This is a genomic window from Pseudomonas sp. SMN5 (assembly GCF_052041925.1).
GTDB lineage: Bacteria > Pseudomonadota > Gammaproteobacteria > Pseudomonadales > Pseudomonadaceae > Aquipseudomonas.
This window is the reverse complement of record NZ_JBKGGX010000022.1, coordinates 72,093-92,701: the sequence shown is the minus strand read 5'-3', so window position 1 is coordinate 92,701 and position 20,609 is coordinate 72,093. Positions and strand designations below refer to the sequence as shown.

Genomic DNA, 20,609 nt, shown 5'->3' with positions numbered 1-20,609 from the left:
GGAAAATGGCCAAGAAGAGCATGAAGAACCGTGAGCTGAAGCGTCAGCTCACCGTTGCCAAGTACGCCACCAAGCGTGCAGCGCTGAAAGCAATCATCGTCGATCTGAACGCAAGTCCAGAAGCGCGTTGGGAAGCTACCGTAGCCCTGCAGAAGCAGCCACGTGACGCAAGCGCCTCGCGCATGCGTAACCGCTGCCGCCTGACTGGTCGTCCGCACGGCGTATACCGCAAGTTCGGCCTCGGCCGTAACATGCTGCGTCAAGCTGCAATGCGTGGTGACGTTCCAGGTCTGGTCAAGGCCAGCTGGTAAGCGCTGTCAAAGCATCGGTGTTCGGGATCCCAGGATCCTGACCGCCGGTGGCCTTGAATATGAATCAAGCCCCTTATGGGGCTTGATTCATTTCTGGGGTGTGTCTAGAATACCCGGCTCGCCTGAGCCCGTGTTTTTCATGCCCGGAATTTCTCGGCGACACGCACTAGCCGAAAGGCTAATTTTTTGTGTATTAGGAGCGTCTAGCCCATGAGTATGCAGGACCCGTTAGCGGACATGCTAACTCGTATCCGTAATGCCCAGATGGCTGAAAAGTCCGTCGTAAGCATGCCATCTTCTACTTTGAAGGTTGCTGTTGCCAAAGTCCTGAAGGACGAAGGTTACATTGCGGGTTATCAGATCAGCAGCGAAATCAAGCCTCTGCTGTCCATCGAGCTGAAGTACTTCGAAGGCCGTCCGGTCATCGAGGAAGTGAAGCGCGTTAGCCGTCCAGGCCTGCGTCAGTACAAGTCCGTCGAAGATCTGCCGAAAGTTCGTGGCGGTCTTGGTGTGTCTATCGTCTCCACCAACAAAGGTGTGATGACTGATCGTGCTGCGCGCGCTGCCGGTGTCGGCGGCGAAGTACTTTGCACTGTGTTCTAAGGGGGGATAAGCATGTCACGCGTCGCTAAGAACCCCGTTAAGCTGCCAGCCGGTGTCGAAGTCAAATTCGCAGGCCAACAGCTTTCGGTGAAGGGTGCCAAGGGCACTCTGCAACTGAACATCCATTCGTCCGTCGAGATCGTTGAAGAAGCCGGTGAGCTGCGTTTCGCTGCTCGCAATGGCGATCAACAGACTCGCGCAATGGCTGGTACCACTCGTGCGTTGGTAAACAACATGGTCCAAGGCGTAAGCCAAGGCTTCGAGCGCAAGCTCCAGCTGGTCGGTGTTGGTTATAAAGCGCAAGCAAAGGGCACAGTGCTGAACCTGGCTCTTGGCTTCTCGCATCCAGTGGATTACGAACTGCCGGAAGGCATTACCGCTGAGACTCCTAGCCAGACCGATATCCTGATCAAGGGCATCGACAAGCAGCTGGTAGGTCAAGTGGCCGCCGAGATCCGCGACTTCCGTCCACCAGAGCCGTACAAAGGCAAAGGTGTGCGCTACGCGGACGAAGTCGTCCGTCGTAAAGAAGCCAAGAAGAAGTAGGGCATAGCAAATGACCGACAAAAAAGTTACTCGACTGCGTCGCGCTCGCAAAGCACGCCTGAAAATGCACGAACTCGAAGTCGTGCGTCTCTGCGTGTTCCGCTCGTCGCAGCACATCTACGCCCAGGTCATTTCGGCCGACGGCAACAAAGTCCTGGCAAGTGCCTCGACTTTGGATAAAGAACTGCGTGATGGCGCCACTGGCAACATCGACGCGGCCACTAAGGTTGGCCAGCTGGTCGCTACGCGTGCTAAAGCCGCTGGCGTCTCGCAGGTGGCTTTCGACCGCTCTGGCTTCAAGTACCACGGCCGCGTCAAGGCGCTGGCTGATGCTGCTCGTGAAGCTGGGCTGGAGTTCTAAGTTATGTCAAATAACGACCAAAAGCGCGACGAAGGCTACATCGAGAAGCTGGTTCAAGTTAACCGCGTAGCCAAAACCGTTAAAGGCGGCCGTATCTTCACTTTCACCGCGTTGACCGTGGTGGGTGATGGTAAGGGCCGTGTTGGCTTCGGCCGTGGCAAGTCGCGTGAAGTGCCTGCTGCGATCCAGAAGGCAATGGAAGCTGCTCGCCGCAACATGATCCAGGTTGATCTGAACGGCACCACTCTGCAGTACGCAATGAAGTCTGCCCATGGCGCTTCGAAGGTGTACATGCAGCCTGCTTCTGAAGGTACCGGTATCATCGCTGGCGGCGCTATGCGTGCTGTCCTCGAAGTTGCTGGCGTTCAGAACGTTCTGGCCAAGTGCTACGGCTCGACTAACCCGGTAAACGTGGTTCACGCCACTTTCAAGGGTTTGAAGGCAATGCAGTCTCCTGAATCCATTGCCGCCAAGCGTGGCAAAAGCGTCAAGGAGATCTTCTGATCATGGCTACCGTAAAAGTTACGCTGATCAAAAGCATGACCGGCCGCATTCCTAACCACAAACTGTGCGTTAAGGGTCTGGGTCTGCGTCGCATCGGTCACACTGTAGAAGTCCTGGATACTCCCGAGAATCGCGGGATGATCAACAAGGCTTACTACATGCTGCGTGTCGAGGGTTAATCGATGAAACTCAATGATCTGAGTCCAGCGCCGGGTTCCCGTCGCGAAAAGCATCGTCCGGGCCGTGGTATCGGTAGTGGTTTGGGCAAGACCGGTGGCCGTGGCCACAAAGGTCAGACCTCCCGCTCCGGTGGCACCATTGCTCCAGGCTTTGAAGGCGGTCAACAGCCGCTGCATCGTCGCCTGCCGAAGTTCGGTTTCGTCTCCCTGAAAGCCATGGACCGCGCAGAAGTGCGTCTGTCCGAGCTGGCCAAAGTGGACGGCGACATCGTCACCGTGCAGTCCCTGAAGGATGCCAACGTGATCAACCAGAACGTTCAGCGTGTGAAAATCATGCTGTCGGGCGAAGTTGCTCGTGCTGTCACCATCGGAAAGGGAATCGGCGCCACCAAAGGTGCGCGTGCGGCTATCGAAGCAGCTGGCGGCAAGTTCGAGGAATAAATGGCTAAGCAAGGTGCTCTCTCTGCGCTCGGCAAAGGCGGTATGTCTGAACTCTGGGCTCGTCTGCGTTTTCTGTTCCTGGCGATTATCGTCTACCGAATAGGCGCACACATCCCGGTTCCAGGTATCAACCCGGACCGACTCGCGGACCTGTTTCGACAGAATGAGGGGACCATTCTTAGCTTGTTCAACATGTTTTCCGGCGGCGCGCTGGAGCGGATGAGCATCTTTGCACTGGGGATCATGCCGTACATCTCGGCATCGATCATCATGCAACTGATGAGCGCCGTCAGCCCGCAGCTGGAGCAGTTGAAGAAGGAAGGTGAAGCTGGCCGTCGCAAGATCAGCCAGTACACCCGCTACGGCACTGTCGTCCTCGCACTCGTTCAAGCCATTGGCATGTCCATTGGCCTGGCGGGGCAGGGCGTTTCGTTCACTGCTGACTTCAGCTTTCATTTCGTTGCGGTAACCACCTTTGTGGCGGGCGCGATGTTCATGATGTGGCTGGGTGAGCAGATTACTGAGCGTGGTGTTGGCAACGGTATCTCGATGTTGATCTTCGCAGGTATCGTCGCCGGTCTTCCGAGAGCGATCGGGCAGTCTTTCGAGTCTGCGCGTCAGGGTGATATCAATATCTTCGCCTTGGTTGCCATCGGTCTGCTGGCAGTAGCGATTATCGGTTTCGTGGTGTTCATCGAGCGTGGTCAGCGTCGTATTGCTGTTCACTACGCCAAGCGTCAGCAGGGCCGCAAGGTGTTTGCTGCGCAGACCAGCCACTTGCCGTTGAAGGTGAACATGGCCGGTGTTATTCCGGCCATTTTCGCGAGCAGCATCCTGCTGTTCCCGGCTTCGTTGGGTGCCTGGTTCGGCCAGTCTGAAGGTATGGGCTGGTTGCAGGACATCTCGCAGTCGATCGCTCCTGGTCAGCCTTTGAATATTCTGCTGTTTAGTGCAGGGATTATTTTCTTCTGCTTCTTCTATACGGCGTTGATGTTCAATCCGAAAGACGTAGCGGAAAACCTGAAGAAGTCCGGTGCCTTTATTCCGGGCATCCGTCCAGGTGAGCAGTCGGCACGCTATATTGATGGCGTTCTGACTCGCTTGACCATGTTCGGTGCTCTTTACATGACGGCCGTCTGCCTGTTGCCCCAGTTCCTGGTGGTTGCGGCAAACGTACCGTTCTACCTTGGCGGGACCTCGTTGCTGATCGTGGTCGTGGTTGTGATGGACTTCATGTCCCAAGTACAATCGCACCTCGTTTCGCACCAGTACGAATCCCTGATGAAGAAAGCCAACCTGAAGGGCTACGGCAGCGGCATGTTGCGCTGAGTAGCGTCCATAAGGTTCGAGGAGTTGGTGATGAAAGTTCGTGCATCGGTGAAAAAGCTGTGCCGTAACTGCAAGATTATTCGCCGCGAAGGTGTTGTTCGGGTAATTTGCAGCGCGGAACCGCGTCACAAACAGCGCCAAGGCTGAGTGTGATTGTGCTTTAAGCCCGGCAGCTAGTGTGCTGCCGGGTTGATTATTTGTTATTACAGCGATATTATCTCGCGCCCTATTTCTTGGCTTCCGGGGCGTAGGTAGCTGTCAATTGGAGTCCCACTGAATGGCCCGTATTGCAGGCGTCAACATTCCAGATAACAAGCATACTGTTATCTCGCTGACCTACATCTATGGTGTTGGTCGCACTACTGCACAGAAAATTTGTGCAGTGGCTGGGGTCAACCCAGCGGCAAAGATCAAGGATCTGAGCGACGAGCAAATTGAACAGCTGCGTGGCGAAGTGGCGAAGTTCACCACTGAAGGTGACCTGCGTCGCGAAATCAACATGAAAATCAAGCGCTTGATGGACCTCGGTTGCTATCGCGGTCTGCGTCATCGTCGTGGTCTGCCAGTACGCGGTCAGCGTACCAAGACCAACGCGCGTACCCGTAAAGGTCCGCGTAAGCCGATCCGCAAGTAATCGCCCCAGCGAATCGACAGGAATTAAATCATGGCAAAACCTGCTGCTCGTCCTCGTAAAAAAGTTAAAAAGACAGTGGTTGATGGCATCGCCCACATCCATGCTTCTTTTAACAACACCATCGTGACCATTACCGACCGTCAAGGTAACGCTCTTTCCTGGGCTACCTCCGGTGGTTCGGGTTTCCGCGGTTCCCGCAAGTCCACCCCGTTCGCTGCTCAAGTAGCTGCTGAGCGTGCTGGTCAAGCTGCGCTGGAATACGGCCTGAAAAACCTCGACGTCAACGTCAAGGGTCCAGGTCCAGGTCGTGAATCCGCAGTCCGCGCTTTGAACGGCTGTGGCTACAAGATCGCCAGCATCACCGACGTGACGCCAATCCCGCACAACGGGTGCCGTCCGCCGAAGAAGCGCCGCGTGTAATCCAGGAGATTGTAAAGAATGGCTCGTTACATTGGTCCAAAATGCAAACTCGCTCGTCGCGAAGGCACCGATCTCTTTCTGAAGAGCGGCGTGCGCGCGATCGAATCGAAGTGCAACATTGAAGCAGCACCTGGTATCCACGGCCAGCGCCGCGGTCGCCAGTCCGATTACGGCACCCAACTGCGTGAAAAGCAGAAGGTCCGTCGTATCTACGGCGTTCTCGAGCGTCAATTCAGCGGCTACTACAAAGAAGCAGCTGGCAAGAAAGGCGCAACCGGCGAAAACCTGTTGCAACTGCTCGAATGCCGTCTGGACAACGTCGTATACCGTATGGGTTTCGGCTCCACTCGTGCCGAATCCCGTCAGCTGGTATCGCACAAGTCGATCAGCGTTAACGGCCAGACCGTAAACGTTCCGTCCTACCAGGTTCGTGCTGGTGACGTGGTGGCTGTTCGCGAGAAAGCAAAGAACCAACTTCGCATTGTCCAAGCTCTCGATCTGTGTGCCCAACGTGGCCGCGTAGAATGGGTAGAAGTAGACACTGAGAAGAAGTCGGGCGTTTTCAAGAACGTTCCTGCTCGCAGTGATCTGTCCGCCGACATCAACGAAAGCCTGATTGTCGAGCTCTACTCCAAGTAAGGGCTAGAAAATAGGTGCATCCATGCAGATTTCGGTAAATGAGTTCCTGACACCCCGCCATATTGATGTGCAGGTTGTCAGTCCAACCCGCGCCAAGATCACGCTCGAGCCTCTCGAGCGCGGTTTCGGCCACACCCTGGGCAACGCGCTGCGCCGCATCCTGTTGTCCTCAATGCCCGGCTGTGCAGTAGTCGAGGCCGAGATTGACGGTGTGCTCCACGAGTACAGCGCCATCGAAGGTGTACAGGAAGACGTAATTGAAATCCTGTTGAACCTTAAAGGTCTGGCTATCAAGCTGCACGGTCGTGACGAAGTTACGCTGACCTTGTCGAAGAAGGGTTCGGGGGTGGTTACCGCTGCCGATATTCAGCTGGATCATGATGTCGAGATCGTTAACCCCGATCACGTAATCGCTAACCTGGCGTCTAACGGCGCCCTGAACATGAAGCTCACCGTAGCTCGTGGTCGTGGTTATGAACCGGCAGACTCGCGTCAGAGCGATGAAGACGAAAGCCGCAGCATCGGTCGCTTGCAGCTCGACTCTTCGTTCAGCCCGGTTCGCCGTATCGCATACGTGGTGGAAAACGCCCGTGTCGAACAGCGTACCAACCTGGACAAGCTGGTTATTGATCTGGAAACCAACGGCACCCTGGATCCTGAAGAGGCTATCCGTCGCGCTGCAACCATCCTGCAACAGCAGTTGGCTGCGTTCGTCGACCTCAAAGGTGACAGTGAGCCAGTGGTTGTCGAGCAGGAAGACGAGATCGATCCGATCCTGCTTCGCCCGGTTGACGATCTGGAACTGACTGTACGTTCGGCCAACTGCCTTAAGGCGGAAAACATCTACTACATCGGCGACCTGATTCAGCGTACCGAAGTAGAGCTGTTGAAGACTCCGAACCTGGGTAAGAAATCCTTGACTGAAATCAAGGACGTTCTGGCCTCCCGCGGTCTGTCCCTCGGCATGCGCCTCGACAACTGGCCGCCTGCAAGTCTTAAGAAGGACGACAAGGCGACTGCCTGATCGTCGTAATCACCGAACGTTGTGTTTGGTAAGGAATGAACCATGCGTCATCGTAAAAGTGGTCGTCACCTGAGCCGCACCAGCTCGCACCGCAAGGCCATGTTCCAGAACATGGCGGTGTCGCTGTTCGAGCACGAGCTGATCAAAACTACACTGCCGAAAGCCAAAGAACTGCGCCGCGTTGCCGAGCCGCTGATCACTCTGGCCAAGACAGATAGCCTGGCTAACCGCCGTCTGGCTTTCGACCGTACTCGTTCGAAAGCTATCGTTGGTAAGCTCTTCAACGACCTGGGCAAGCGTTACGCTACCCGTGAGGGTGGCTACCTGCGCATCCTCAAGTGCGGTTTCCGCGCTGGCGACAACGCGCCTATGGCGTACGTCGAGTTGGTTGATCGCTCTACCAGCGGTGAAGCTGTATCCGCTGAGTAAGTCGGCAACATACAAAGAACCGGGCCTAGTGCCCGGTTTTTTGTGCCTGAAAGAAAAGCGGTTGTGCCGTTTCGCCTGGCTTCGCTATTGGCAAGTCTTCGTCCTTAGATAATAGCTATCGATGTCCATGATTTAATGAATTTGGAGACTGTCACTAACATGATCAATACTCCTTTCCAGCCGATTAGCCGGCAGTTCGAAGACCCGACCAGGAAGATTGATCATGAGCCAGATCAAAACGCTTACGACCGCCAGCGGCGCTCCAGTCGCCGATAACCAGAATTCTCGCTCCGCCGGCCCACGTGGTCCGTTGCTGCTCGACGATTTCCATCTGATCGAGAAGCTTGCCCACTTCAACCGTGAGAATATCCCCGAGCGTCGTGTGCACGCCAAAGGGTCGGGCGCCTACGGTACATTCACCGTGACCCGTGACATTACTCAATACACCAGTGCCAAGCTGTTCGAGTCGGTAGGTAAGCAGACCCCAACCTTCCTGCGGTTTTCTACTGTGGGCGGTGAGCGTGGTTCTGCCGATACCGAGCGCGATCCGCGCGGTTTCGCCTTGAAGTTCTACACCGAGGAAGGCAACTGGGACATCGTCGGCAACAACACGCCGGTATTCTTCATCCGCGATCCACTGAAATTCCCGGATTTCATCCACACTCAGAAGCGTCTGCCGCAAAGCAACTTGAAAAGTGCCCAGGCAATGTGGGATTTCTGGTCGCACTCGCCTGAGGCGCTGCACCAGGTCACCATCCTGTTCTCGGACCGCGGCATTCCCGACGGTTACCGTCACATGCACGGCTTTGGTAGTCACACGTACAGCCTGATCAACGCACAAGGCGAGCGTCATTGGGTGAAGTGGCACTACAAGACCAGGCAAGGGATCAGGAACCTTGCCCCGGCTGAAGCGGCACGTTTGGCGGGTACCGATCCGGATTACGCCCAGCGTGACCTGTTCAATGCCATCGAGCGCGGTGACTTCCCGAAATGGAGCGTCTGCATACAGATCATGACCGAGGCCCAGGCGGCGGCTCATTACGAGAATCCGTTCGATGTGACCAAGACCTGGTCGCAGAAAGAGTTTCCGTTGATCGAAGTCGGTGAGTTGGAGCTCAACCGCAACCCGCTGAACTACTTTGCTGAAGTCGAGCAGGCTGCGTTTGGCCCGAGCAACATGGTGCCAGGCGTGGGTCTCTCGCCGGACCGCATGCTGCAAGGTCGGGTATTCGCTTACGCCGATGCGCATCGCTACCGTGTGGGCACCAATCACCAGCAACTGCCGGTCAATGCTCCGCGCAGCCCAGTGAATACCTACCAACGTGATGGTGCCATGGCGTTTGGCAGCAATGGCGGAGCGGCGCCCAACTACGAGCCTAACAGCTACGTGGAAGCGCCAAAGCAAGCCCCGCGCTATGCGGAGCCAGCCTTGGCCCTCAATGGGGCGGCGGATCGTTATGATCACCGCGAAGACACCGACTATTACAGTCATGCCGGTGCGCTGTTCCGCTTGATGAACGACGAGCAGAAGGCTCTTCTGATCAGCAACATTGCCGGTGCATTGAGTGGTGTTTCGGCAGATGTCGTCGATCGTCAGCTGCAACACTTCTACAGGGCGGATGTCGCTTATGGAGAAGGTATTGCCAAAGCGTTGGGCGTACAGCTTAACTAAGTCTAAACGAGAAGCAGAACCGCCCTCATTAGGGCGGTTTTTGCGTTATTTCGCCTGTGTTTCTCGGATTTTCTTCACTTTTATTGCGATGGAACAGTGACCTCGCGGTCAGCTTGGTTCAAACTAGAGTCTTTCAAAGCTTGTGGAGATGTAGGGCGATGCAAGGTCACCCAGACGTAATCGATTACCTCAACACGTTGCTGACCGGCGAACTGGCAGCCCGTGATCAATATTTCATCCATTCGCGGATGTACGAGGATTGGGGTTTTACCGAGCTCTACGAACGCATCAACCATGAGATGGAAGAAGAGGCTCAGCACGCTGACGCGCTGATGCGCAGGATCCTGATGCTCGAAGGCACACCGCGCATGCGTCCGGATGACCTGGACATCGGCACCACGGTGCCCGACATGCTCGCCGCCGACCTGCGCCTGGAATACAAAGTCCGTGCGGCGCTGTGCAAAGGCATCGAGCTTTGCGAGCAGCACAATGATTACGTGACTCGCGAGATCCTGCGTGTGCAGCTCAATGACACTGAGGAAGACCATACCTACTGGCTTGAGAAGCAGTTGGGTCTGATCAAGTTGATCGGGTTGGAGAATTACCTGCAATCGCAGTATTGATCGCCCGTTCGTAGGAGCGAGCTTGCTCGCGATAGCGTTTCTACAGCCACAGAGATGCAAGCTGACACACCGCCATCGCGAGCAGGCTCGCTCCCACAGGAAAATAGAAAGCCCCTGGCATCGAGAGATGGCAGGGGCTTTTTCGTGATTGGTATCGATCAGTCTCGATCACGCTCCAGCAACGGCTTGAGGTAGTAGCCGGTGTGGGACTGCTTCATCTCGGCCACCTGCTCCGGTGTACCTACGGCGATGATCTGGCCGCCCTTGGAGCCGCCTTCCGGGCCAAGGTCCACCAGCCAATCGGCGGTCTTGATCACGTCCAGGTTGTGCTCGATCACCACCACGGTGTTGCCGTGGTCGCGCAGGCGATGCAGCACATCGAGCAGTTGCTGGATGTCGGCGAAGTGCAGGCCGGTGGTCGGCTCGTCGAGGATGTACAGGGTCTTGCCGGTATCACGCTTGGATAACTCGCGGGACAGCTTGACCCGCTGGGCTTCACCACCGGACAAGGTTGTTGCCGACTGACCGAGCTTGATATACGACAGGCCCACATCCATCAATGTCTGGAGCTTGCGCGCCAAGGCCGGCACTGCATCAAAGAATGCACGAGCTTCTTCGATGGTCATCTCGAGGGTTTCGTGGATGTTCTTGCCCTTGTACTTGATCTCCAGCGTCTCGCGGTTGTAACGCTTGCTCTTGCAGACATCGCACGGCACATAGATGTCGGGCAGGAAGTGCATTTCCACCTTGATCAGACCATCGCCCTGGCAAGCTTCGCAGCGCCCGCCCTTGACGTTGAAGGAGAACCGGCCCGGGCCGTAGCCGCGGGAGCGGGACTCCGGCACGCCGGCGAACAGTTCGCGGATCGGCGTGAACAGCCCGGTGTAGGTTGCCGGATTGGAGCGCGGTGTCCGTCCGATCGGGCTCTGGTCGATGTCGACGACCTTGTCCAGATGCTCCAGGCCCTTGATGCTGTCGTGGGCGGCGGCTTCCAGGGTCGTGGCGCCGTTCAGCGCCGTGGCGCTGAGAGGGAACAGGGTGTTGTTGATCAACGTCGACTTGCCTGAACCGGACACGCCTGTGACACAGGTCAGCAGGCCGATGGGGATTTCCAGGTCGACGTTGCGCAAGTTGTTGCCGCGGGCACCCTTGAGGGTCAACGACAGCTTCTTGTTACGCGGTGTGCGCTTGGCCGGGACCTTGATCTTCACCCGGCCCGACAGGTATTTGCCGGTCAGGGAGTCCGGGTGCGCCATGACTTCGGCAGCGGTGCCCTGGGCGACGATGTGCCCGCCGTGCACGCCTGCGCCGGGACCGATGTCCACCACGTAGTCGGCCAGGCGGATCGCATCTTCGTCGTGCTCGACCACGATCACCGTGTTGCCGATGTCCCGCAGGTGTTTCAAGGTCCCGAGCAACCGGTCGTTGTCACGCTGATGCAAGCCGATGGACGGCTCATCGAGGATGTACATGACCCCCACCAGGCCGGCGCCGATCTGGCTGGCCAGTCGGATACGCTGGGCTTCGCCGCCGGACAGGGTGTCCGCGCTGCGATCCAGGGTCAGGTAGTCCAGGCCCACGTTCACCAGGAATTGCAGGCGTTCACAGATTTCCTTGAGGATCTTGTCGGCAATTTCCCCCCGGCGCCCGGTCAGCTTCAGGCCGTCGAAATACTCGGTGGCGTCGCCGATCGGCAGGCTGGTCACCGCCGGCAGGGTCTTTTCACCGACCCATACGTGCCGTGCTTCGCGGCGCAGGCGGGTGCCGCGGCAATCCGGGCACGGCTGGGTGCTGAGGAACTTGGCCAGTTCTTCGCGCACGCTGGCCGATTCGGTCTCGCGATAGCGGCGCTCCAGGTTCGGCACGATGCCTTCGAACGGGTGGGAGCGCTTGACGATATCGCCGCGGTCGTTGAGGTACTTGAAGTCGACACTCTGCGAACCACTGCCGTGCAGGATGTATTTCTGCTGGTCGGCAGGCAACTCGTTGAACGGCTTGTCCAGGCTGAACTTGTAATGGGCCGCCAGCGACCCGAGCATCTGGAAGTAATAGACGTTGCGCCGGTCCCAGCCACGAATCGCGCCTTCGGCCAGGGTCAGCTCGCCGTTGACCAGGCGCTTGGTGTCGAAAAACTGCTTCACTCCCAGGCCATCGCAGGTCGGGCAGGCGCCGGCCGGGTTGTTGAAGGAAAACAGCTTGGGTTCCAGTTCGCTGATGGCGTGGCCGCAGATCGGGCAGGCGAAGCGTGCCGAGAAGATGATCTCCTCGCCCGGCTCATCGTCCATCGGCGCCACCAGGGCGATGCCATCGGCCAGTTTCAACGCGGTCTCGAAGGACTCGGCCAGGCGTTGTTGCAGGTCGGCGCGGACCTTGAAGCGGTCGACCACCACATCGATCGAATGCTTCTTCTGTTTATCCAGCTTCGGCAGTTCGTCCAGCTCGCAGAGCTTGCCGTTGACCCGGGCCCGTACGAAACCCTGGGCGCGCAGCTCTTCGAAGACCAACAGGTGTTCACCCTTGCGTTCGCGGACCACGGGCGCCAACAGCATCAACTTGCTGCCTTCGGGCAAGGCCAGCACCAGGTCGACCATCTGGCTGACGGTCTGGGCCTCAAGCGGAATGTCGTGGTCGGGGCAGCGCGGGATACCGACTCGTGCGTACAGCAGGCGCAGGTAGTCGTAGATCTCGGTGATGGTGCCGACGGTCGACCGCGGGTTATGGGAGGTCGACTTCTGTTCGATGGAGATCGCCGGCGACAGGCCTTCGATGGTGTCGACGTCGGGTTTTTCCATCATCGACAGGAACTGCCGGGCGTAGGCCGACAGCGACTCGACATAGCGTCGCTGGCCTTCGGCATACAGCGTGTCGAAAGCCAGCGATGACTTGCCGGATCCGGACAGGCCGGTGATGACGATCAGCTTGTCCCGGGGCAGGGTCAGGTCGATGTTCTTCAGGTTGTGGGTACGGGCCCCACGAATCAGGATCTTGTCCAAAGTGGCCTCGCTCGGCGGGCGTCGAAAACGTAGGAGTATACGGGTAAATACTGGATGGATACACACTATTGAAAGTGAGTTTTGCGCCATACATGAAGACTGCGCGGCAAACGGTCGCCATATACCCCCTCAATCGATGGGACTGGTAGAATCGCCGCCGGTTCACATGAGGTTTTTCCATGCACGATCCCCACAGCGAACGCATGAGCAGCGGCGAGACCCGCGCGGCAAGCGGTCTGGCCCTGGTGTTCGCCTTCCGTATGCTGGGCATGTTCATGGTGTTGCCGGTATTGGCCACCTATGGCATGGACCTGGCGGGCGCAACCCCGGCCCTCATCGGCTTGGCGATTGGCGCCTACGGCCTGACCCAGGCGATTTTCCAGATCCCGTTCGGGATCATTTCCGACCGCATCGGCCGCCGTCCGGTCATCTATCTGGGGCTGGTCGTCTTCGCCCTCGGCAGTGTGCTGGCGGCCAACGCCGACTCGATCTGGGGCGTGATTGCCGGACGCATTCTGCAAGGCGCCGGGGCTATTTCCGCAGCGGTGATGGCGCTTCTGTCAGACCTGACCCGAGAACAGCATCGGACCAAAGCCATGGCGATGATCGGCATGACGATCGGTCTGTCGTTCGCGGTCGCCATGGTCGTAGGACCGCTGCTGACGCGCGCCTTTGGCCTGTCCGGCTTGTTCCTCGCGACCGGGGCCATGGCACTGGTGGGGATTCTGATCGTTGCGTTCATGGTGCCGCGCTCCACCGGGCCGTTGCAGCACCGCGAGTCGGGCGTGGCCCGCCAGGCGCTGATCCCGACTCTCAAACATCCGGACCTGCTGCGCCTGGATCTGGGGATTTTCGTGCTCCACGCCATGCTCATGTCCAGCTTCGTCGCCTTGCCGCTGGCGCTGGTCGAGAAGGCCGGGCTGCCCAAGGAGCAGCACTGGTGGGTGTACCTGACGGCCTTGTTGATTTCGTTCTTCGCCATGATCCCGTTCATCATCTATGGCGAGAAGCGACGCAAAATGAAACGAGTTTTACTCGGCGCGGTCGTGACGCTGATGCTCACTGAGCTATTCTTCTGGCAGTTCGGCGACAGCCTGCGGGCCCTGGTGATCGGCACTGTGGTGTTCTTTACCGCATTCAATCTGCTGGAGGCTTCACTGCCGTCGTTGATCAGCAAGGTTTCACCGGCGGGCGGCAAGGGCACGGCGATGGGGGTCTACTCCACCAGCCAGTTCCTGGGTTCGGCGTTGGGCGGGATCCTCGGCGGCTGGTTGTTCCAGCATGGCGGTCTGTCGGTTGTGTTCCTGGGATGCGCCGCGCTGGCTGCACTTTGGCTGCTTTTTGCTGTTACCATGCGCGAACCTCCGTATGTGACGAGCCTGCGCTTGCCGTTGTCGCCCGAAGCCATCCGCGAAGCAGGCCTGACCGAGCGCCTCAAGGCCGTCGTTGGAGTAACCGATGCAGTGGTGGTCGCCGACGAAGCGGCCGTTTATATCAAACTGGACACCGAATTATTGGATCGTGCGACGCTCGAGCGCCTGGTGAACAACCCGGCCCCGACTGCGTGCGAAGCCTAGGAGAACGTTATGGCCCGTGGGGTTAACAAAGTCATATTGGTCGGTACTTGCGGCCAGGATCCCGAAGTTCGCTATCTGCCGAACGGCAACGCCGTGACGAACCTGAGTCTGGCGACCAGCGAACAGTGGACCGACAAGCAGACCGGCCAGAAGGTCGAGAAGACCGAATGGCACCGCGTGTCGATGTTCGGCAAAGTGGCGGAAATCGCCGGCGAATACTTGCGCAAGGGTTCGCAGGTTTACATCGAAGGCAAGCTGCAGACCCGCGAGTGGGAAAAAGACGGCATCAAGCGCTACACCACTGAAATCATCGTCGACATGCAAGGCACCATGCAGCTGCTGGGTGGCCGTCCACAGGGCGACCAGCAACAAGGTGGCAACAACTACCAGCAGTCCGCCCCGCGCCAGCAGGCCCCGCGTCCACAGTCGGCGCCTCAGCCACAGCGCGAGCGCCCGGCCCCACAACAGGCCGCGCCGCAACCGGCTCCGGATTTCGACAGCTTCGATGACGATATTCCGTTCTGAAAAACAGCTATTTAAGAAGTGACAACATCTGAGGCGAAGCCATTGATTTGGCTTCGCTTTTTTATTGTTTACAGATTTTTGCGGAGTAAGAGCTACATTTGTTAAGCGTTTACCTCCCGAAGGTGTAAACAAATGACTCTGAATCCGTATGCGGTAAAGACGATTGTTTTGAGCTCTGGGGAGCGCCTGCCTGTGCTGATAGCACTTGCCACCGGTGATCCCTTATTCGAGCCGTCTGTTTATGTGCTCAGCGAGATTCGGGCTACCAACAGGGCGAGCAATACGATTGACCAAGTCTTGCGGTCAATCATGGTATTGCAGCTATTCCTCGACTCAAATCAGATTGATATTGACCAGCGGATTCAAGAGGGAAGTGTCTTTCGTTTGAGCGAGCTTGACGAGCTTGTTCGGCACTGTAGGCGGCCTGTCGCTGATCAACTGAAGTGCAATTCCATCCCTCCCTCCCATAAATCCGTTCGTAGAGGCGCCGCTGAAAGTTTGCGCCTTGTTCAGCGGCAATTTGCACCAACTGAGGTAGCGGGTCATACCGCAGCTAACCGTATTCGGGTCATCCGGGACTATCTTGATTGGCTTGTGAGATACCACATGGCGCGTCATCACTCTGGTGCAGCTGAGGGCGAGCGACTTTGGAATGAATGGACATCTTGCAAGGCTGCTCTGGATGCGCGACTGCCGCGCCACAAGGGCCGGAATACCATTGGACTGAGGGAAGGGCTTCAGCCAGAGGTTGCCGAGAGACTCCTCAGCGTCACATCGCCGATCTCGCCGGAGAACCCCTGGAAGGGGGAAGGCGCGCGTATTCGGAATTCTCTCCTGGTCCGCTGGTTCTACGAGCTTGGCCTACGTCGTGGCGAACTTTTAAATGTAAAAATTCCCGACATTAACTTCCAGTCGGAAGAGCTGATTGTGGCCAGACGGGCAGACGATCCGGAGGATCCCCGAAAGGATCAGCCATTGGTCAAGACACGTGATAGAAAAATTCCGTTATCCCCAGGTCTTTGCAGGCTGACGCACGAATATATAACGAATACACGCCGAAACACTGAAGGCGCAAGGCGTCACCCATTCCTGTTCATCGCCATGGGCACAGGGTCGCCCCTGTCGCTAAGTGCCGTGAATGCTGTTTTCGCCGAACTTCGAAATGCCTTTAATGGCGAGTTCGATGCTGTGACTCCCCATGTTCTTCGCCACACGTGGAACGACCGCTTCTCGGACATAATGGACAATGCGAAGGTCTCTGACGCCGAGGAAGAACGCATGCGCTCGTTCTTGATGGGGTGGGCGCCGACCTCGAAAACCGCTGGGCAATACACTCGTCGACACGTTCGACTAAAAGCTCAGCAGGTGTCTCTAGGCATGCAGTCTAAGCAGACAGAAGGGTGGGGCAATAATGACTGAAGAAGCTGTCTTACCCTCCCGTCTTTCCGGCTACCAGAAGCTTCCGCCCACCGTGAGTACTCTAAGCGGGGCGGTCTTCGATCCGAGTGGAAAACGCTGGGCGTTTCACGATGGCCTCAGTGCAATTTGCGTGAACTTCAACAGACTGAGTGAGTATGCAACAGAGGAGTTTGTTGAGTCTGCGAAGGTCCCCCTGATCTGGTATGCCGAGAACACTGAAGCGTCGACCGTCGCTGCGATATTCGACAACCTAAGGGTGTTATTGGTATCGATAGCTACTGCTCGGGAGCGATTGGTAAATGAAATTGACGCACCACTTCTTATTACTTATAGAGCATCTCTGAGCTCCGATAAGGAGTGGAAGTTAGGAGGCTTGAGGGCATTCTTCAAAAAATGGTACCGCCTTGGAGTGCCAGGTGTGACGGGCGACGCCGTTCGCTTCCTAAATAGCATTCGCCTTAAAGGCGTCCGGAAAGGAACTGCGGTCCTGACCATGGATCCTCTTAAAGGTCCTCTTACGGACGTTGAACGTTCTGCTGTGCACGCGGCACTAAACGATGCCTTTGCCGTTGGCCAGATTCCTCTCGATGACTACCTTTTGGCTTGGCTCTGTTTGCTCTTGGGGCAGAGAAACATTCAGTTCGCAATGCTGAAGGTGTGCGATATAAGTGAGATTGATAAGTCCGATGGGCGAAAGGAGTACGTACTGAGAGTTCCGCGGGTTAAACAAGCCACTGCCGAGGCACGGCGGGAGCAGTTCAAGGACCGCTTGATAACGCCAAGCATAGGGAAACTCCTCGTTTCCCATGCGAACAGTATCCTGGAAAGATTTAAGGATAAAAGAGAATTCTTGGATGCGCCGTCGCAAGCGCCTTTGTTTCCCAAAAAGAACTCAATGAGTTGTGCTCGTCCAAATTTTCATGATCATTCGTCACCTGAGGCGATCGGACACAGAGTTAAGTCAGTGTTCAGTGCTTTGCATGTACGCTCTGAGCGCACAGGTGAACCGATTAAAGTTACATCAAAAAGGCTGCGACATACGGTTGCTACGTCCGCCGCACGGGAAGGGCACGGGGAACTCATAATTGCTGAACTGCTCGACCACAGTGACACGCAGAACGTTGGTGTTTATGTGAAAGCTACCCCGGAAATCGTTGAGCGAATTGACCATGCTATAGCACTTCACATGGCACCCCTGGCTCATGCTTTTGCCGGCGTCATCATCAACGACGAATCATTGGCAATCCGCGGCGATGACCCTAGGAGTCGCATCGTTGACCCCCGTTTCGACGCATGCATGAAGCCAATGGGTAACTGCAGTCGCTGTGGTTCGTGCGGCTTTATGGCGCCAATTGCTTGCTACACATGTAAGAGTTTTCAAGCGTGGATTGATGGCCCTCACGAAGCGGTACTGGAGTACCTCCTGTCCGAGCGTGACCGGTTAATGTCGGGAGTGGATACTCGAATTGCAACCATAAATGATCGGACGATTCTTGCCGTTGCTGAGGTGATAAGACAAATTCGGGAAACTCGGAAGGAGGAAGGTGATGTCTGCTGATATCGCGGTATTCACGCCAAAGGCCGAGATAGATGCTTCAGCGAACTTAGCCGCGTTCGTCACTATGTGCAGATCGCAGCTCACCATTTTCGGTGCAGACCTGCGCTTTGATGACATGGCTTGGGACGTAACTGACACCACGCAGTTGAAGGGGCATGGGAAGAAGCGGGTCCGCGTCTATTTCTCTACTCAAGAAACTGTAGACGACATACTGCCAACTCAGATGGCTGAACCGTTTGTTTCGTTTGCCAAGGCTTACGTACGATATATGCAGGGTATGCGACCGACGAAGAATCCAGCTTTTCGCGTTACTGCGCTGCGCGCCCTTGATGCTGCCCTTAGGCAGAGCGGCCACTTGGTCCCAGTGATGATGGATGGCGACACGTTTAATCGAGCTGCGCGAGCTATCGCTGAACGGCTTTCAGGATCTACGGCCTATCGAGTGGGTTCTCAGCTTGAGTTGATTGCTAAGTTCATGTCAGAAAACCGTCTGACAGCGGTTCCGCTCTCGTGGCGTAGCGCTATCAAACGACCGCTCGATACGGTTCGTGTGGGGCAGGAGTTTGACAAGCGCCGTACCGAAAAAATGCCATCTCAAGCCGCATTGGAAGCGCTTCCTAAGACGTTTCAGATTGCGACCCAGCCTAAAGACGTGCTGTTTTCGTCGATTGCCGCGATTCTCTGCTCTGCTCCTGATCGTATCAATGAGGTGTTACTGCTTGCCGAGAGCTGTGAGGTTCATGACAAAACTTCGGGCGGTAAAGATGCCTACGGTCTGCGATGGCAACCGGCTAAGGGGGCTGATCCAATGGTTAAATGGATTATTCCCTCGATGGCTCCCGTTGTCGCTGAGGCCATCGCCAAAATTAGGCGTTTGACGGAAGACGCTCGTCGTATTGCTCAATGGTATGAGTTTAATCCTGAAAGGCTGTATCTGCCCCACGATTTGGAACACCTCAGGAGGCAAGAGCTGCTGACAATGGATGAAGTTCAACAGGTGATTTTGCTGGAGAAAGGGTCGGCTTCATTTGCGAGTCAATGGTGCACCGCAAATAATGTGTTGTTGATTAAGAATGAAAGCGGCGTATGCGCGCGATTTGCTGATGTTGAAAAGGCCGCAATACTGCAACTTCCATCCGGGTTTCCGCTGCTAAACACGGAGATGGGACTCAAATATTCGGAGGCACTCATCGTAGTGCGGCGTAATGAGCTCCACTCTGCAAGAGGTACATTTAGCTGTGTCATTGAGCCGGTCAGCATCAATCAGGTGAATACAGCACTCGGCACCAGAAGTGAGCATGGCTTTGAGTCCATATTTGAGCGCCTTGGCTTCACTGAACCAGATGGCAGCCGAATCCGAGTATCTACCCATCAGTTCCGTCACTACCTGAACACCCTGGCGCAGGCAGGGGGGATGAGTCAGTTGGATATTGCGAAGTGGTCGGGGCGCTTGGATGTCCGTCAAAACGAGGTTTATGACCATGTGAGCGCAGATCAAATGGTGGCGAAGATTCGCGAGTCCATTGGCGACGAATCCCATATGTTCGGCCCGCTGGCGAAGCTGCCGAAGAATATCCCGATTTCACGAGATGAGTTTGCACGTCTTAAGATTCCGACAGCCCATACAACTGACTTTGGCTTCTGCGTCCATGACTACACGATGATGCCATGCGAGCGGCATGCCGACTGCATCAACTGTAACGAGCACGTATGCGTGAAGGGCGATGAAGGCAAGGCCATAATGGTGGAACGTCGGCTACAGGATGCGCAGGAATTGCTGGTGCGTGCTGAAGCTGCGACGGTGAAGGGCTACTACGGAGCGGATCGCTGGATGGAGCACCATAAGAAGACTGTACTACGTCTGATACAGCTTACAGAGATTCTTGATAACCCAGCAGTTCCAACCGGCGCTGTAATTCAGCTGGCTGATGTTCCGATCATTTCTTCGACGGGAGTGGAGCAAGCGCTAGAGGATCGAGCCGCATTGGATGGTTATTCGACGCTAAAGCGCTTGGCGCCGACTAACGCTAGCCGAATGAAGCGGAGCAAGCATGGCTAAAAGGCGAGCAAAAAATCTCGATGATCATGCCATCGAACACATTGTCTGTGTGTTGGATGGGTGGTCAGGCAAGCTTTCTTGGGATCTGCTCATTGAGGCAATTGAGAAGCACCTGGGTGTTCGTTACACGCGTCAGGCACTCGACAAGCACGCCCGTATTAAATCGACATACCAGGCTACTAAGGCGCGTCTTAGCAAGGTGCCTGGTTCGCGGCTCCACCAAAAATTATCTACTGCAGAGGTTGGAGCGCTTACAGAACGTCTTAAGCGCTTGGAGGCCGAAAACGCTCGCCTGAAAGTGGAGAACGAAAGTCTGCTCGAGCAATTCGTGACGTGGGCCTATAACGCATATTTGAAAGGGATGACGAAAGAATCTCTGAGCACGCCCCTTCCTCGCGTGGATAGAGAGCTGACTAAGCTTACCCGCACAAAGAGATTCGCAGGCGGTAAGGGGTGAGTCAAAGGTTTCCAAGCTCTTCCTGGACACGCTTGAACAGTTGCTCGATGGTCATTGATCTATCGCGCAGTAAGTAACTGTGGACAAGGATCGACACGGGGTGCACCTCCATGACATATGCAATCTCGTCAAGCTTATCGAGGGTCGGGCTCTTCAGGCCTCGCTCAAGTGTGCTGAGATAGGTTCTACTGCTTACGTCGGAAAAATCCTCCTGAGTGAGCCCTTGGCTCATTCTGAGCTGCTTCAGAGCCTGCCCGAATGCTTGTTTCAGTTCCATTTGCCAACCTCGCAAAAGGAACGATGAAG

Annotated in this window: 24 protein-coding genes; 22 read left to right on the top strand and 2 right to left on the bottom strand. The window is 56.3% G+C overall.

The window, feature by feature from the left end; genetic code table 11:
* Nucleotides 1-5 precede the first annotated feature (5 nt).
* From rpsN to bfr, 16 genes are all read left to right on the top strand, one after another.
* Entirely contained in the window at nt 6-311 is a 306-nt protein-coding gene (gene rpsN / locus ACLEJR_RS20825; RefSeq protein ID WP_003186042.1) for a 30S ribosomal protein S14, read from the top strand.
* Between the two features lie 210 nt (nt 312-521).
* Nucleotides 522-914: a 30S ribosomal protein S8 gene (gene rpsH, locus ACLEJR_RS20820; RefSeq protein ID WP_017848802.1), complete on the top strand. Its 393-nt coding sequence runs from the start codon at nt 522-524 to the stop codon at nt 912-914.
* Nucleotides 915-926: 12 nt separating this feature from the next.
* Nucleotides 927-1,460 (top strand): 50S ribosomal protein L6, encoded by a 534-nt coding sequence (gene rplF / locus ACLEJR_RS20815; protein WP_003186039.1) that lies wholly within the window; start codon nt 927-929, stop codon nt 1,458-1,460.
* Nucleotides 1,461-1,470: 10 nt separating this feature from the next.
* On the top strand, nt 1,471-1,821 hold the full coding sequence (gene rplR / locus ACLEJR_RS20810) for a 50S ribosomal protein L18 (protein WP_003186037.1): 351 nt from the start codon (nt 1,471-1,473) through the stop codon (nt 1,819-1,821).
* A 3-nt stretch (nt 1,822-1,824) separates the two neighbouring features.
* Nucleotides 1,825-2,325 (top strand): 30S ribosomal protein S5, encoded by a 501-nt coding sequence (rpsE, locus tag ACLEJR_RS20805; RefSeq protein WP_003186035.1) that lies wholly within the window; start codon nt 1,825-1,827, stop codon nt 2,323-2,325.
* A 2-nt stretch (nt 2,326-2,327) separates the two neighbouring features.
* Nucleotides 2,328-2,504 (top strand): 50S ribosomal protein L30, encoded by a 177-nt coding sequence (gene rpmD / locus ACLEJR_RS20800; RefSeq protein ID WP_003186033.1) that lies wholly within the window; start codon nt 2,328-2,330, stop codon nt 2,502-2,504.
* A 3-nt stretch (nt 2,505-2,507) separates the two neighbouring features.
* Nucleotides 2,508-2,945, top strand: coding sequence for a 50S ribosomal protein L15 (rplO, locus tag ACLEJR_RS20795; protein WP_003186032.1), 438 nt, complete (start codon nt 2,508-2,510; stop codon nt 2,943-2,945).
* A complete protein-coding gene (gene secY / locus ACLEJR_RS20790) occupies nt 2,946-4,274 on the top strand; it encodes a preprotein translocase subunit SecY (protein WP_003186029.1) in 1,329 nt (442 codons plus the stop codon).
* Nucleotides 4,275-4,304: 30 nt separating this feature from the next.
* Nucleotides 4,305-4,421: a 50S ribosomal protein L36 gene (gene rpmJ, locus ACLEJR_RS20785; protein ID WP_002555468.1), complete on the top strand. Its 117-nt coding sequence runs from the start codon at nt 4,305-4,307 to the stop codon at nt 4,419-4,421.
* Between the two features lie 130 nt (nt 4,422-4,551).
* Nucleotides 4,552-4,908: a 30S ribosomal protein S13 gene (rpsM, locus tag ACLEJR_RS20780; RefSeq protein ID WP_003194635.1), complete on the top strand. Its 357-nt coding sequence runs from the start codon at nt 4,552-4,554 to the stop codon at nt 4,906-4,908.
* A gap of 30 nt (nt 4,909-4,938) precedes the next feature.
* Nucleotides 4,939-5,328 carry a 30S ribosomal protein S11 gene (gene rpsK, locus ACLEJR_RS20775; RefSeq protein WP_002555466.1) on the top strand — a complete coding sequence of 130 codons (390 nt, stop codon included), beginning with the start codon at nt 4,939-4,941 and terminating at the stop codon, nt 5,326-5,328.
* 18 nt (nt 5,329-5,346) lie between these two features.
* Entirely contained in the window at nt 5,347-5,967 is a 621-nt protein-coding gene (rpsD, locus tag ACLEJR_RS20770; protein ID WP_003176404.1) for a 30S ribosomal protein S4, read from the top strand.
* Between the two features lie 22 nt (nt 5,968-5,989).
* Complete coding sequence (locus tag ACLEJR_RS20765) at nt 5,990-6,991, top strand: DNA-directed RNA polymerase subunit alpha (protein WP_003186012.1); 1,002 nt, start codon at nt 5,990-5,992, stop codon at nt 6,989-6,991.
* 42 nt (nt 6,992-7,033) lie between these two features.
* The gene (rplQ, locus tag ACLEJR_RS20760; protein WP_095109685.1) at nt 7,034-7,420 is read left to right on the top strand and encodes a 50S ribosomal protein L17; all 387 of its coding nucleotides are present in this window, start codon (nt 7,034-7,036) and stop codon (nt 7,418-7,420) included.
* 223 nt (nt 7,421-7,643) lie between these two features.
* Nucleotides 7,644-9,092 carry a catalase gene (locus ACLEJR_RS20755; RefSeq protein WP_440816142.1) on the top strand — a complete coding sequence of 483 codons (1,449 nt, stop codon included), beginning with the start codon at nt 7,644-7,646 and terminating at the stop codon, nt 9,090-9,092.
* Between the two features lie 158 nt (nt 9,093-9,250).
* The gene (gene bfr, locus ACLEJR_RS20750) at nt 9,251-9,715 is read left to right on the top strand and encodes a bacterioferritin (protein ID WP_420767529.1); all 465 of its coding nucleotides are present in this window, start codon (nt 9,251-9,253) and stop codon (nt 9,713-9,715) included.
* 158 nt (nt 9,716-9,873) lie between these two features.
* Here bfr and uvrA read toward each other — a convergent pair whose 3' ends face one another.
* Nucleotides 9,874-12,708 (bottom strand): excinuclease ABC subunit UvrA, encoded by a 2,835-nt coding sequence (gene uvrA / locus ACLEJR_RS20745; protein ID WP_440816140.1) that lies wholly within the window; start codon nt 12,706-12,708, stop codon nt 9,874-9,876.
* A gap of 179 nt (nt 12,709-12,887) precedes the next feature.
* Here uvrA and ACLEJR_RS20740 point away from each other — a divergent pair, with 179 nt between their 5' ends.
* The 6 genes from ACLEJR_RS20740 (at nt 12,888) to ACLEJR_RS20715 (ending at nt 20,303) form a co-directional block, all read left to right on the top strand.
* Entirely contained in the window at nt 12,888-14,285 is a 1,398-nt protein-coding gene (locus tag ACLEJR_RS20740) for an MFS transporter (RefSeq protein ID WP_440797851.1), read from the top strand.
* Between the two features lie 9 nt (nt 14,286-14,294).
* The gene (locus tag ACLEJR_RS20735) at nt 14,295-14,810 is read left to right on the top strand and encodes a single-stranded DNA-binding protein (RefSeq protein ID WP_053151937.1); all 516 of its coding nucleotides are present in this window, start codon (nt 14,295-14,297) and stop codon (nt 14,808-14,810) included.
* A gap of 132 nt (nt 14,811-14,942) precedes the next feature.
* On the top strand, nt 14,943-16,229 hold the full coding sequence (locus ACLEJR_RS20730) for a tyrosine-type recombinase/integrase (RefSeq protein ID WP_196176577.1): 1,287 nt from the start codon (nt 14,943-14,945) through the stop codon (nt 16,227-16,229).
* Nucleotides 16,222-17,787 (top strand): site-specific integrase, encoded by a 1,566-nt coding sequence (locus ACLEJR_RS20725; RefSeq protein ID WP_440816137.1) that lies wholly within the window; start codon nt 16,222-16,224, stop codon nt 17,785-17,787. Before ACLEJR_RS20730 ends, ACLEJR_RS20725 begins: the two co-directional genes overlap by 8 nt.
* Nucleotides 17,777-19,846 carry an integrase gene (locus ACLEJR_RS20720; RefSeq protein WP_440816135.1) on the top strand — a complete coding sequence of 690 codons (2,070 nt, stop codon included), beginning with the start codon at nt 17,777-17,779 and terminating at the stop codon, nt 19,844-19,846. The genes ACLEJR_RS20725 and ACLEJR_RS20720 overlap by 11 nt, the downstream gene beginning before the upstream one ends.
* Complete coding sequence (locus ACLEJR_RS20715) at nt 19,839-20,303, top strand: hypothetical protein (protein WP_012270245.1); 465 nt, start codon at nt 19,839-19,841, stop codon at nt 20,301-20,303. The genes ACLEJR_RS20720 and ACLEJR_RS20715 overlap by 8 nt, the downstream gene beginning before the upstream one ends.
* 1 nt (nt 20,304) lies before the next feature.
* Here ACLEJR_RS20715 and ACLEJR_RS20710 read toward each other — a convergent pair whose 3' ends face one another.
* Nucleotides 20,305-20,580, bottom strand: coding sequence for a helix-turn-helix domain-containing protein (locus ACLEJR_RS20710; protein WP_012270246.1), 276 nt, complete (start codon nt 20,578-20,580; stop codon nt 20,305-20,307).
* Between the last annotated feature and the right edge of the window lie 29 nt (nt 20,581-20,609).